At 66.3% G+C, this 12,708-nt stretch carries 10 protein-coding genes; 8 read left to right on the top strand and 2 right to left on the bottom strand.

Annotated features, from left to right (window positions below):
* The first annotated feature begins 2 nt into the window (after positions 1-2).
* The 4 genes from C8J26_RS14630 to C8J26_RS14615 are packed head-to-tail and all read left to right on the top strand — an operon-like array spanning position 3 to position 3,955.
* Entirely contained in the window at positions 3-833 is an 831-nt protein-coding gene (locus tag C8J26_RS14630) for a 3-keto-disaccharide hydrolase (protein WP_107959015.1), read from the top strand.
* Positions 830-1,411 carry a gluconate 2-dehydrogenase subunit 3 family protein gene (locus tag C8J26_RS14625; protein WP_107959014.1) on the top strand — a complete coding sequence of 194 codons (582 nt, stop codon included), beginning with the start codon at positions 830-832 and terminating at the stop codon, positions 1,409-1,411. Before C8J26_RS14630 ends, C8J26_RS14625 begins: the two co-directional genes overlap by 4 nt.
* Positions 1,408-2,241: a sugar phosphate isomerase/epimerase family protein gene (locus tag C8J26_RS14620; protein WP_107959013.1), complete on the top strand. Its 834-nt coding sequence runs from the start codon at positions 1,408-1,410 to the stop codon at positions 2,239-2,241. The genes C8J26_RS14625 and C8J26_RS14620 overlap by 4 nt, the downstream gene beginning before the upstream one ends.
* A gap of 37 nt (positions 2,242-2,278) precedes the next feature.
* Entirely contained in the window at positions 2,279-3,955 is a 1,677-nt protein-coding gene (locus C8J26_RS14615) for a GMC family oxidoreductase (protein WP_107959012.1), read from the top strand.
* A 35-nt stretch (positions 3,956-3,990) separates the two neighbouring features.
* On the opposite strand, the gene C8J26_RS14610 is transcribed toward C8J26_RS14615, so the two are convergent.
* The gene (locus C8J26_RS14610) at positions 3,991-5,013 is read right to left on the bottom strand and encodes an outer membrane protein assembly factor BamB family protein (RefSeq protein ID WP_107959011.1); all 1,023 of its coding nucleotides are present in this window, start codon (positions 5,011-5,013) and stop codon (positions 3,991-3,993) included.
* A gap of 179 nt (positions 5,014-5,192) precedes the next feature.
* Here C8J26_RS14610 and C8J26_RS14605 point away from each other — a divergent pair, with 179 nt between their 5' ends.
* Both C8J26_RS14605 and C8J26_RS14600 read left to right on the top strand, forming a co-directional pair.
* Complete coding sequence (locus C8J26_RS14605; RefSeq protein ID WP_107959010.1) at positions 5,193-7,565, top strand: TonB-dependent receptor plug domain-containing protein; 2,373 nt, start codon at positions 5,193-5,195, stop codon at positions 7,563-7,565.
* A complete protein-coding gene (locus C8J26_RS14600; protein WP_107959009.1) occupies positions 7,565-8,833 on the top strand; it encodes an aminotransferase class V-fold PLP-dependent enzyme in 1,269 nt (422 codons plus the stop codon). Before C8J26_RS14605 ends, C8J26_RS14600 begins: the two co-directional genes overlap by 1 nt.
* 20 nt (positions 8,834-8,853) lie before the next feature.
* Here C8J26_RS14600 and C8J26_RS14595 read toward each other — a convergent pair whose 3' ends face one another.
* Positions 8,854-10,326: a helix-turn-helix transcriptional regulator gene (locus tag C8J26_RS14595; RefSeq protein WP_107959008.1), complete on the bottom strand. Its 1,473-nt coding sequence runs from the start codon at positions 10,324-10,326 to the stop codon at positions 8,854-8,856.
* Between the two features lie 173 nt (positions 10,327-10,499).
* Here C8J26_RS14595 and C8J26_RS14590 point away from each other — a divergent pair, with 173 nt between their 5' ends.
* Together C8J26_RS14590 and C8J26_RS14585 are read left to right on the top strand one after the other, a co-directional pair.
* Positions 10,500-10,769, top strand: a complete 270-nt coding sequence (locus C8J26_RS14590) for a GlsB/YeaQ/YmgE family stress response membrane protein (RefSeq protein ID WP_107959007.1) — start codon at positions 10,500-10,502, stop codon at positions 10,767-10,769.
* 123 nt (positions 10,770-10,892) lie between these two features.
* Complete coding sequence (locus C8J26_RS14585) at positions 10,893-12,704, top strand: DUF885 domain-containing protein (protein WP_208631404.1); 1,812 nt, start codon at positions 10,893-10,895, stop codon at positions 12,702-12,704.
* Positions 12,705-12,708 lie beyond the last annotated feature (4 nt).

Raw genomic sequence — 12,708 nt, 5'->3', positions numbered from 1 at the left:
GCATGAAGAGGTGTGTGAGGACGGGCGTCATCGCGGCGATGGCGCTGACGATGACGGGGCCCGTCGCGGCGCAGGACAAGCCCGGCTTCAAGGACACGCCGATGCTGCCCGGCGGTCAGTGGCGCGTCCATGATGCCGACCGGCCCGCGCCGATCGTCGTCACGCCCGCCGCCACCCCCGGCGGCGCGCCCGCCGACGCGGTCGTGCTGTTCGACGGCCGTTCGCTTGATGCATGGAAGCCCGATCGCATCGCCTGGCCGATCGCGAACGGCGCGCTGACCATCCCGTCGCGCGCAAAGAGCGGCGGCGAGAACAACCTCGTCTCGAAACAGAGCTTCGGCGACGTGCAGATGCACCTCGAATTCCGCTCGCCCAACCCGCCGACCAAGAGCTCGCAGGATCGCGGCAACAGCGGCATCTGGTTCATGCAGCGCTACGAAGTGCAGATCCTCGATGGCTCGCAGAACCCGACCTATGCCGATGGGACGGTCGGCGCGGTCTATGGCTGGAAGCCGCCGCTGGTGAATGCCGCGCGCAAGCCGGGCGAGTGGCAGACCTACGACATCGTGTTCGAGCGCCCGCGCTTTGCCGCCGATGGCAGCCTCGTGCGGCCCGCCTATGTCACCGCGCTGCTGAACGGCGTGCTCGTGCAGAACCATCAGGCGATGCTCGGCACGACGATCTGGCGCAAGGTCGCCAGCTACACCGCGCACGCGGATGCCGCGCCGATCCAGCTGCAGGATCACGATTCACCGGTGTCGTTCCGCAACATCTGGGTCCGCCCGCTGCCCGCGGCGGCGATCGCGCAGGATCTTGGAAAGGACGGCAAATGATAGACCGCAGAACTGCACTCGCCGGCGTCGTCGGCATGTTCGGCAGCGCGCTATTCGCGCCGATCGCGCGCGCCGCCGGGGTCGGGCAGGCGCCCGGCGCCGCGGCGGGCATCCCCGTCATCAGCGAAGGTCCACCCAGCGTCGCGGTGTTCACAGCGCCGCAGCGCGCGTTAATGACCGCGCTCAGCGAACGCGTGCTCCCGACTACTGATACGCCGGGCGCGATCGCGGCGGGCGTGCCGGCCTATATCGAGAAGCTGCTCGCCGACTGGGCCGCGCCGGCGGACCGCGCGCCGATCCTCGGCGGGCTCGACGCGATCGAGGCGCGGTGTGTGAAGGACTATAAGGTCCCCGGCGCACGCGCGACGGCGGCGCAGCACGACGCGCTGCTGACGCTCGCGATGAACGACCAGCTTCCGTCGGGCGGCGTGTTTTTCGAGGCTTTCCGGCAGCTCGTGATCACCGGCTATTACACGTCGGAGATCGGCATGACGCAGGAGCGCGAATATCTGCCGGTGCCGGGCGAGTATAACGGCGCATTCCCCTACTCCCAGGTCAACAAGGTGTATTCCGCATGATCCTCAGCCGTAGAACCCTGCTCGCCGGCTCGGGCGCGGCGGCCGCGCTCGCGTTCGTCCCCACCGCCTCGGCCGCACAGTTGAAGGCGATCGGCCTGCAACTCTACACGATCCGCGACATCTTCTCGAAGGATCCGTTCGGGACGCTCAAGCAGGTCGCGCAGATCGGCTACCGCGAGGTCGAATATGGCGGCGGCGGCTTCGAGGGCATGGACCATGCCAAGCTGCGCCGGACGATGGACACGCTCGGCTTGAAAGCGCCGTCGGTGCATATCGGCTATGACGCGCTGCTCCAGCGGTTCGACCAGTCGGTCACCATGGCCAAGACGCTCGGCGCGACGACGGTCGTGCTGCCCTACATGACCGACGAGCATCGCAACGCGGCGGGCTGGGACGCGGCGCTGCCGAACTTCAACCGGTTCGCCACCGACCTGAAAAAGGCCGGGCTGGGCTTTGCCTATCACAACCATGATTTCGAGTTCACCACCAAGCCGGGCGGCGTCAGCCTGTACGAGCGGCTGCTGAAGGAGACCGATCCCGCGCTCGTGAAGCTCGAACTCGATCTCTACTGGGCGCTGCACGCTGGTGAAAACCTGACGACGCTGATCGAGCGCCTGTCGCCGCGCCTCTACGCCTATCACGTCAAGGACATGCGCCCGGACCGCAGCATGGCCGCAGTCGGTGCGGGCACGGTCGATTTCGGTGCGCTGTTCAAGCTGAAGGCCAGCGCCGGCGTCCGGCATTTCTATGTCGAGAACGACCAGGCCCCAGCGCCCTATCTGCCCGACATCACCACGAGCTTCCGGACACTGCGCGCCCTTCGTTTCTGACGGGGCGTTTTTGACAGCTTATTAGGAGAGGAAGATCATGGCCGAGACCAACAGGTTCGACGCGATCGTCATTGGATCAGGCGTCAGCGGCGGGTTCGCTGCGAAGGAACTGACCGAAAAGGGCCTGCGCGTCCTGATGCTCGACCGCGGCAAGATGGTCGAGCATGGCGAGGGCTACACCTATGACGGCAAGCCTGCCTATGAGGTGCCGGCGCGCAACATCATGCCCAAGCCGCTGATGGACAGCGACTATTTCATCGCCAAGAACGGCTATGTCCAGCCGAGCAACCGCGAGTTCCACAATGACGACCGGCTGAACCCCTATGCGTTTGACGAGGGCAGCAAGTTCTACTGGATCCGCTCCGGCGCGGTCGGCGGCAAGTCGCTGATCTGGGGCCGCTGGTGCTTCCGCTGGAGCCCGGCAGATTTCGAGGCGAACAAGCGCGACGGCATCGATGGCGAGTGGCCGATCGGCTATGACGACGTCGCGCCCTGGTACAGCTATGTCGAGAAATATATCGGCGTGTCGGGCTCGCGCGAGAACCTCGCCTATCTGCCCGACAGCGAATTCCAGCCGCCGATGCCGATGAACGTCGCGGAGAAATGGCTGAAACAGGGCCTCGAGACCAAGTTCCCCGGGCGGAAGCTGATCAACACGCGGCTGTCCAACATGACCGAGGACAAGCCCGACCAGAACCGGACGAAATGTCAGTTCCGCAACCAGTGCGGCAATGGCTGTTCGTTCGGCGCCTATTTCTCGACGCAGGCCGTCACCTTGCCCGCCGCACGCGCGACCGGCCGGCTGACGCTGAAATCGGACTCGGTCGTCACCAACCTGGTCTACGACGCCAAGCGCAAGAAGGTCACCGGCGTCCGCTACATCGATGCGAAGACCGGCCAGGCCGAAACCGTGCAGGCCGATCTCGTCTTCCTCTGCGCCTCGACGATCGCCTCGACACAGATCCTGCTCAACTCGCGCGCGCCGGGCAGCGACCGCAGCTATTTCGACGATAGCGGGACGCTCGGGCGCTACGTGATGGATCACATCTTCCGCGTCGGCGTCGAGGGCGACATTCCGGGGATGGAGGAATTCATCGAATTCGGCCGCCGTCCGGGCGGCGTCTATATCCCGCGCTTCCGCAATATCGGCGGCACCGAGGATGTCGGCTTCAAGCGCGGCTACGGCTATCAGGGCAGCGCCTTCCGCAATCCTGCCGCGCCGGTCGGGTTCGGCGCATCGATGAAGCAGGGCATGCGCAAATACGCGCCGTGGCGGTTCAGCATGGGCGCGTTCGGCGAATGCCTGCCCTATGCCGACAACAAGGTGTCGCTGCACGCATCGAAGGTCGACCGGTTCGGTGTCCCGCTGGCCCGCTTCGACGTGACCTTCCGTGACAATGAACTGAAGATGATGGCGGATGCCCGGACTCAGGGCGAGGCGATGCTCAAGGCCGCGGGCCTGACCAACGTGAAGAGCAACGAACGCGAACACGTCCCCGGCGACGCGATCCACGAGATGGGTGGCGCACGCATGGGCCGCGATCCGCGCAAATCGGTGGTCAACGAGTGGAGCCAGGCACATGCCGCGTCCAACCTCTACGTCACCGATGGCGCGCAGATGGCGTCGATCTCGTGCGTGAACCCGTCGCTGACCTTCATGGCACTGACCGCGCGTGCGGCGGATCACGCGGTGAAGCAGCTGAGGAAGGCCTGACCAGCTCGCGGTGCTGATCCGGGGGCTCGACGGCCTTACCGGATCAGCACCGCGGCGTCCGGTGCCGATCCGGTCGCGAAACCCCCGACGACTTGCCAGGCGCGCAGGTCGACGATCGCGACCCGGTCGGTCTGCAACGCGGCATAGAGCGTGTCGCCGACGACCGTCAGGCCGGGCGCCGCCGCTGGCAGCGAAAGATAGTCCTCCTCCGCCAAGGTCGTGGGGTTCAGCCGCGACAGGCTCTTGTCCTGCGTGTTCGACACGATCAGCCGGCCATCGGTCTGCGTCACGATCCGGACGGCTTCGCCGCGCATCGTGCGCTGCATCCGCGGGGCCAGCGACGTCGCATCGAGCGCGTGCAGCGTGCCGCTTGGCCGGTCGATCACGAACAGCGTGCGTTCGTCGCGGCTCAACGTCATTGCCTCGGGCGCGACGCCGATGTGCCGCCGGACCGGCGCCACGCTCATGTCGTCCGGATCGACCATGATCACCCCGCCGCTCAGCGTATCGGCGACATAGGCGCGCGTGCCGTCGCGGCGAATGACCAGATAGTGGCTCCGCACGCCGGTGACCGGCACCAGCCGCGACGGCGAATCGTCCGTCGCCGGCGCATCGAAGCGCGCCAGCACGCTGTCCTTCTCCGACAGCACATATAGCCGCCCGCGCGAGTCCATCCTGACGGCGTGGAGCCGGCCATAGGGCGCGAGGTCGATCGACCGCACCAGCGTCTTCTTCTCGAGATCGATCACCCAGATCCGGTGGCCACCCGCGCCCGGCGCCTTCCAGCTCTCGACACCGTAATCGCCGACGAACGCATATCGCCCGGCGGGATCGGCAACGATCTCGTGCGGCTGCGTGCCCAGCGGGATCACGCCGACGCGCTTCCCGCTCGGCACCGCGTAGAAGGCGACGCGGCCTTCGTTCTTCTCGATCAGCGCCAGCGTCTGCACCGTGGGTTTGGGCATGGCCTGCGCCACGGCGCGCGTGCCGATCACCGTCGCAGCGACGACGCCCCCTGCGAGCGTCCAGAGACCTTGGCGGCGGGTAATCAACGACATGGCAAAACTCCTTGCTGTCGTCCCAAAGACTTTAGCGACGCTCGGGTTCCGCCGGTGCCGGCGATGGCTCGGCCCGTCCCATGTCATCAATCTGCACCAGTATCGTCACGATCGTGAAAGGCGGCGTGGCTAGCTCGCTCCCGAACCGGCGGATCCAGTCCGGCAACCCCAGGGGCATCATGAAATTCATCACCGGCAGCGCGCTGGTCGCGCTGATCGCTAGCTCGTCCGCCTTTGCCCAGACGGTGCCGCAGCCCGGCGACGATGCGAACGCGGCGGACAGCCCGATCGTCGTCACCGGCACGCGCGATCGCTCGCGGACCCAGTTCGACACGCTGGCCCCGGTCGACGTGCTGTCGCGCGACGCGGTGCGATCGAGCGTCTCGGGCGACCTGTCGGACACGCTGGCGCAGCTGCTGCCGTCGTTCAACGTCCAGCGGCTCCCCGCCGCCGATGGCCAGGCGTTCGTCCGCCCGGCCACGTTGCGCGGCCTGTCCGCCGACCAGACGCTCGTGCTCGTCAACGGCAAGCGCTACCACCGCTCGGCACTGCTCGGCACACGCGGTGCACAGGCCCCCGATCTTGCGGGAATTCCCTCTATGGCGATCAAGCGTATCGAAGTCCTCCGCGACGGCGCCTCGGCCCAATATGGCTCGGATGCCATCGCGGGCGTCTTCAACATCATCCTCGACGATACCGCGGGGATGGAGGCGTTCGGCCAGGTCTCGCAATATTACAAAGGCGACGGCAACGAATATCAGACCGGCGCGCGCGGCGGCGTCGCGCTGGGCGATCGCGGCGCGATCGTCGTCACCGGCGAATATGATCATTCGGAGGCGACGTCGCGCACCCGCCAGCGCCCCGATGCGCTCGCGTTCCAAGCCGCCAATCCTGGCCTGGTCGTCCCCAACCCGGTGCAACGCTGGGGGCAGCCCGACGAAGAGCGGATCCGCGGTGCGATCGACGCGCATTATGCGCTCGCCGACGCCGCCACGCTGTATCTGTTCGGCACCGCGCAACAGGGGGAGGGCGTCACCGACTTCAACTGGCGCAACCCGGCCGGCACCAGCACGGTGTACAATCCCAGCAGCGCGTTTCCCGGTTTCTCGTTCCGCAGCGTCTATCCGGTCGGCTTCACCCCGCGCTTCGGTACGACGTTCAGCGATTACCAGGGCGATGGCGGGCTGCGGGGCGAGCTGAGCGATCGGTTCAGCTATGATCTGAGCGCGGCGGTCGGCCGCAGCCGCATCGCCTACACGCTCGACGAAAGTCTGAACGCGTCGCTCGGGCCCGCCAGCCCGAGCAGCTTCTATCTGGGCCAGCTCGAACAGCGCGAATTCAACCTCAACGCCGACTTCGTCTATCGCCTGCCGGTCGGCACCGCGCATCCGGTCAACGTCGCATTCGGCGCGGAACGGCGTCGCGAGACGTACGAAGTCTCGGCGGGCGATCCCGCCTCCTATGCGATCGGTGCGGGTGCGGCGACGGGCCTCGCGCCCAATTCCAACGGCTTTCCGGGCTTCAGCCCGAGCCTTGCGGGCGTGTTCGATCAGACCAGCTATGCGGGCTATGTCGATCTCGAATGGCAGCCGGTCGAGACGGTGACGCTGGGTGCCGCCGGCCGGTACGAGGATTTCTCCGCATTCGGCGACACGTTCAACTACAAGCTGTCCGCCCGGTTCGAACCGATCAAGGGGATCGCGGCACGCGGGACCTACTCGACCGGCTTCCGCGCACCGACCCCGGCGCAGCTCAACACGTCGCAGACCACGCAGGGACTCGACACGACGACGTTGCAGGTTTTCAACCAGGGCCGCGTGTCGCCGAGCGATCCGCTGGCGATCGCCTTTGGGGCCAAGCCGTTGACGCCGGAGACGTCGAAGACCGGTACCGCGGGGTTGACGTTCGAGACGCACTTCGGGCTTACCGGGTCGGTCGATGCGTATCAGATCGATGTCGACAACCGCTTCAGCCAGTCGCAGACCTTTGCCGTGCCGGCGACGTTCGCCAACCCGCAACGCTTCACGGCAGTGTCGTACTTCACCAACGATTTCGACACGCGCACGCGCGGGATCGATGCCGTGCTGTCCTACGCGCATCGCGCCGGACCGGGTCGCGCCAGCCTCAGCCTCGCCTATAACTACAACCAGACCAAGGTGCGCAGCGGCGTCAGCGCGGCGATTCCGAACGAGACGCAACGCCGCATCTTCGAGGAGCGGTTGCCCCGGCATAACGGCACCGCGACGCTCGGCTACGATATCGGCGCGGTCTCGTTCCTCGCCCGCGCCCGCTATTACGGAGCCTGGACGGACGTCACGGGCAACGCGACCGGCGAACTGTTCCAGCAGTTCGGTTCGATCGCGTTGTTCGACGTCTCCGCCAGCTATCGGTTCGGCGGGCATTTCACCGTGCGCGCAGGGGCTGAGAACGTCGCCAACACCTATCCGGCGGAGGCGACGAACCAGGCGGTTCGTGGCTTGATCTACTCGCGCAACGCACCCTACGATACCGATGGCGGGCAATATTACGTGCGCGTGGGGATGAACTTCTGATGCGGCATGTCGTCGACCGCCGTCTGTTTCTCACCGGTGCCGCGGTGTTGCCGATCGCGCGCGCCAGTGCGTCGCCGGCCGGTCCTTCGTCGCAGGGCGCGGCGGCGGGGGATGGGCTCTTCTGGAAGCACGTCGCGTCGCAGTATGACGTGACCCGCGACGTCATCCAGCTCGAGAACGCCAATTGGGGGATGATGGCGCGCCCCGTTCTCGAAGCCTATCAGGCGAATGTCGCACGCGTGAACCGCGACACGAGCTATTACACGCGGCGTGGCATGCTCGCCGACTCGCGCGCGGCGCGCGATGCGCTGGCCGCCGAACTGCACGTCGCGCCCGACGAAGTGGCGTTCACGCGCAACGCGACCGAGGCGCTCAAGGCGCTCATTCTCGGCTATAACCGGCTGACGCCGGGCGATGCAGTGCTCTACGCCGATCTCGATTACGACAGCATGCAGGCGTGCATGGAAAGCTTGAAGGCGCGCCGCGGCGTGTCGGTGCTGCGGATCGCGCTGCCCGAGCCGGCAACGCGGACGTCGCTGATAGAGGCCTATGCGCAGGCGATGGCCGCGAACCCGCGGCTCAAGCTGATCCTCCTGACGCAGTGCAGCCATCGGACCGGCCTCGTCCTGCCGGTCCGCGAGATCGCCGCGCTGGCGCGCGCGCGCGGTATCGCGACGATCGTCGATGCCGCGCATAGCTGGGGCCAACTCGACATGACGCTCGCCGATCTCGACTGCGACTATGTCGGCATCAACTGCCACAAATGGCTTGGCGCACCGCTCGGCGTCGGCGCGATCCACATCAGGCGTGCGGCGCTTTCGGCGATCGATCGGGACGCGGCAAACCCCGCCGCGGACCGCGACACGATCGAGGCGCGTATCCACACGGGCACGGTCGATTTCGCCGCGCCGTTGACCGTGCCTGCCGCGCTCGCGTTCCAGGCCGGGATCGGCCGCAAGCGACGGGCGTATCGCCTGGCCGCGCTGCGCAACCGCTGGGTGGACCAAGTGAGATCGTTCCCCGGGGTCGAGGTGCTGACGCCCGCCGATCCGGCGTTGCACGGGGGCATCACCTCGTTCCGTCTAGCCGGCAAGACGAGCACGGCCGACAATGTAACGCTCGCGCGGACGCTGCTCGACCGCTTCGGCATCTTCACGGTCCACCGCGAAGGCTTGGCCTCCGGAGCGTGCGTGCGCGTGACGCCCGCCTTGTTCAACACGATGGCCGACATGGACGCGTTGGCGAGGGCGGTGCGGGCCCTGGTCTGACGCGCGGACTGGCGCTTCATTCAGGCGCCAACGCCGCGCTCATGCGCCCAGACGATCGCGGCGCTGCGTCGGTTCACGCCGATCTTGGCGTATAAGCGCGCGACGTGATTGCGCACCGTGTTGCGCGACAGCTCGAGCCGCTCCGCGATTGCTGCATCGTCCATGTCCTGGCAGATCAGGTCGAGCACCTCGCGCTCGCGCTTGCTGAGCTCGACTGCGGGGGCAGGGGCCTGCGTCTGCGATCGCGGATTTCGCAGCGTCGCCAGCTTGTCCATGATCGACCGGCTCAGCCAGTTGGCATCCTTCATCACCGCATCGATCGCCTCGACCAGCGCGAGTTCGCCGCGTCGGCGCGCGGATATGTCCTGATACAGCCACAGCACGCACGGCGTCCCGTCGACGCTGATCCGCTCGGCGGACACCAGGCAGTCGATCGTCGCGCCGGTCTTGTGTAGCAGCTGCACGTCGCGGTTGCGAAACCCGCTCCGCGCGGCGATTTCGGCCTCCAGCTCTTGGCGCTGCGCGGCGTCGTTCCACAGCTGCAGGTCGTCCGCGACGCGCCCCGCCACGGCCTCGTCATCATACCCCGTCAGCGCCCGGAACGCGGCATTGATCTCGAAAATCCGCCCCTCCACCTCGGTCACGACCATCGCGACCGGGGCCATCGCGAAGACCGACGCGAAGTGGCGCTCGCTCGCCTTCAACGCATGTTCCGCACGCCGTCGCGGTTCGAGATCGGCGAAGGTGAACAACAGGCAGTCCTGATTGGCGACCTTGATCGGCTGGCCCGCGAGAATGACGAGGGTCGTTTCGCCGTCGGCGAGCGGCAATTCCGCTTCGAGCTGAGGGATCGTCTCGCCCGCTGCGACCTGCGTTTTCACGAACGGCTTGCGTTTGACATCGGCGAGGAAGTCGAAGTCGAACAGCGTCTTGCTGACGATCTGGTCGCGGGTATAGCCCGACAGGTCAAGAAAGCCCTGGTTGACGAGAACATAGCGCTGGTCGGCGACGCGCAGGATCAACGCGGGGGCCGGGTTGGCGTGGAACATCGCCTCGAACCGATCCTCCGCATCGAACCGTTCGGACACGTCGTTGATGACCAGACCCAGGCAGTCCGGCTCGCCGCCATCCTCGTCCATGACGATGTCGCGGACCTGATGCACCCCGCACGGCTGATCCGCGTCGACCGGCGTGACTTCGACAATGAGATCGGGGAAGCTCTCTCCCTTCAGCAGCCGCATCAACGGATAGTCGCGGCGCGGCAGCGTGCGGCGATCGCGGTACCGCAGGCGGAATCGCGAGGCATAGGCATCGGCGGTGTCACCGAGATCCTCGACCGCTTTGACGCCGTGCATGGCGAGCGCGGCTGGGTTCGCGCTGAGGATCACCCCGGTCGGATCCATCAGGATCACGCCCTCCAGCAACCCGGTCATGAGCTGTTCGAGATGGTGCAGCGTTGGTGCGTGCAGCGGCTTTGCGGAGGGCTTGATCATGCTCGCTCAGCGTCGCGCGGGGCGCTACGGTTCCACACGTCGTGGCAGAAATATACCAATTGCACTGGTATCGGTGCACCAATCTGGAAATCGGGTCGGTGCGCGCAAAGTGAACGTATTGGGCGGTGTGGGGGTTGATACCTTCGTACCATCATCGTCCAGGAGCGCTTTCAATGAACCTCATCATCCTTCTCGTCGTCGGCGGCCTCATCGGCTGGGTTGCCAGCATGATCATGCGGACCGACGCGCAACAGGGCATCTTCCTCAACATCGTCGTCGGCATCGTCGGCGCGCTGCTCGCCGGCTTCCTGATCACGCCGCTGATCGGTGGCGCATCGATCATGGACGGCGCGATCAACATCCAGTCGATCCTGATCTCGCTCGTCGGCGCGGTGATCCTGCTGGCGGTTGTCAATATGGTTCGTCGCGGCACGGCGCGTTGATCCCAAGGGCGGCCGGTTCACTACCGGCCGCCCTATCTGCCTTCCGCGGTCGAACTGGACGAGAGCCAGGGCCGATTGCACTATCTCCGACGCGGCGCGATAAGCGGGTCGATCGGAGATTTCATGCGTTTAGCTTTAGCCCTCGCCCTGCTTCCCGCCGTCCCGCTGCTCCAAGCCAATCTCGCCGCGCCGCAAGCGCCAGCGCAAGCGGTCACGCAGGACGCAGCGCTGCTCGCGTTTCTCGATCGGGCATATGACGAGCAACTCGCGCTGAGCCCGGAATCGCAGACGCAGCTCGGCCTCAAGACCAACTATGACCGGCTCGACGACTATACCGACGCTGCATCGCTGCGCGCCGAGGCGCTCGCCGAGCGGCAACTGGCGGCGATGCACGCGCAGTTCAAACCGGCGGACCTGGGCGAGAGCGCCCGCGTAAGCTACCGCCTGTTCGAATATGAGGTCGAGCGCGGCCGCCAGTCGCTGCAGTTCCGCAAGCTGCGGTTTCCCGTATCGACCAACGGCAGCCCGGCGGGCGAGATCCCCGTCCTCCTCATCAACAACCACAAGGTCGATACGGTCGCCGATGCGACGGCTTATGTCGCGCGCCTTCGCGATACCGAACGTGTCATGCGCGAGGTAGCCGCGACGATGCGGACGCAGGCGGCGGCGGGCATCATTCCGAACAAGGTCAATTTTGCCCCCGCGCGCGCTGACGCCAAGGCGATCGTGACCGGCGCGCCGTTCGATACCGGCGCGGATTCGAGCGTCTGGGCGGACTTCCGCAAGAAGGTCGGCGCACTGTCCGCACCCGCCGCGGTCAAGGCGAAGCTGCTGGCCGACGGCCGCGCGGCACTCACGGGGCCGTTCCGCACCGGCTACGGCGTGCTGCTTGCCGCGCTCGACGAGATCGAGCCGCAGTCGAAGGGTAATTTTGGCGCCTGGAGCCTGCCGAACGGCGTGGCCTATTATGCCGACCGGCTCAAGACATCGACCACGACCGATTTGACTGCGGACCAGATCCACGCGCTGGGCCTCAAGCAGGTCGCTGCGATCCGTCAGGAGATGGAAGCGATCAAGCGCGAGGTCGGGTTTACCGGTACGCTCGAGGCGTTCTTCGACCGGATCCGCACCGATCCGAAGTTCAAATATCCCAATACCGCGGCGGGCCGTGAACAGTATCTGGGCGACGCGCGCGGCGTGATCGCCTCGGTCATGGCCGCCGCGCCGCGCTATTTCAGGACGCTGCCCAAGGCACCGCTCGAGGTTCGCGCGGTGGAGAAGTGGCGCGAGGGGACCGCGTCGACCGCCTTCTACAATCCGCCCTCTGCCGACGGCGCGCGCCCCGGCATCTATTATGTCAATCTGGTCGACATGAACCAGACGCAGAAGGTGCAGGTTGCCGGCATCGCCGCGCACGAGGGGGCGCCGGGCCACCACTTCCAGATCGCGCGCCAGCAGGAGCTCGTCGGCATTCCGAAGTTCCGCAAGTTCGGCGGCTATGGCGCGTATGTCGAAGGGTGGGGGCTGTATTCGGAGCGGCTCGCCAACGAGATGGGCGTGTACAAGACTCCCTATGACCGGTTCGGCATGCTGTCGCTCCAGGTCTGGCGCGCGATCCGGCTGGTGCTCGACACCGGCATTCATTCGCAGCGGTGGACCCGCGAACAGGCGATCGCGTATTTCAAGGCGAACAGCTCGGTGTCGGAGACGGATATCGGTCGCGAGGTCGATCGCTATTTTAACTGGCCGGGGCAGGCGACCAGCTACATGGTCGGCCAGCTCAAGATCACAGAGCTGCGCGATCGGGCAAAGCGCGAGCTCGGCGACCGCTTCGACATTCGCGACTTCCACGAGGCGATCCTGAGCCAAGGCGCGCTGCCGTTGGATGTGCTCGATGAGCAGGTCAATCGGTACATCGCCGACCGTCGCCGCTAGGATT

This window comes from Sphingomonas aurantiaca, assembly GCF_003050705.1.
Classification (GTDB): Bacteria; Pseudomonadota; Alphaproteobacteria; order Sphingomonadales; family Sphingomonadaceae; genus Sphingomonas; species Sphingomonas aurantiaca.
This window is presented reverse-complemented; position numbering and strand designations above follow the sequence as displayed.

Coding starts and splice junctions, on each gene's coding strand:
- C8J26_RS14630 (WP_107959015.1), top strand. CDS start 3: ATGAAGAGGTGTGTGAGGACGGGCGTCATCGCGGCGATGGCGCTGACG.
- C8J26_RS14625 (WP_107959014.1), top strand. CDS start 830: ATGATAGACCGCAGAACTGCACTCGCCGGCGTCGTCGGCATGTTCGGC.
- C8J26_RS14620 (WP_107959013.1), top strand. CDS start 1,408: ATGATCCTCAGCCGTAGAACCCTGCTCGCCGGCTCGGGCGCGGCGGCC.
- C8J26_RS14615 (WP_107959012.1), top strand. CDS start 2,279: ATGGCCGAGACCAACAGGTTCGACGCGATCGTCATTGGATCAGGCGTC.
- C8J26_RS14610 (WP_107959011.1), bottom strand. CDS start 5,013: ATGTCGTTGATTACCCGCCGCCAAGGTCTCTGGACGCTCGCAGGGGGC.
- C8J26_RS14605 (WP_107959010.1), top strand. CDS start 5,193: ATGAAATTCATCACCGGCAGCGCGCTGGTCGCGCTGATCGCTAGCTCG.
- C8J26_RS14600 (WP_107959009.1), top strand. CDS start 7,565: ATGCGGCATGTCGTCGACCGCCGTCTGTTTCTCACCGGTGCCGCGGTG.
- C8J26_RS14595 (WP_107959008.1), bottom strand. CDS start 10,326: ATGATCAAGCCCTCCGCAAAGCCGCTGCACGCACCAACGCTGCACCAT.
- C8J26_RS14590 (WP_107959007.1), top strand. CDS start 10,500: ATGAACCTCATCATCCTTCTCGTCGTCGGCGGCCTCATCGGCTGGGTT.
- C8J26_RS14585 (WP_208631404.1), top strand. CDS start 10,893: ATGCGTTTAGCTTTAGCCCTCGCCCTGCTTCCCGCCGTCCCGCTGCTC.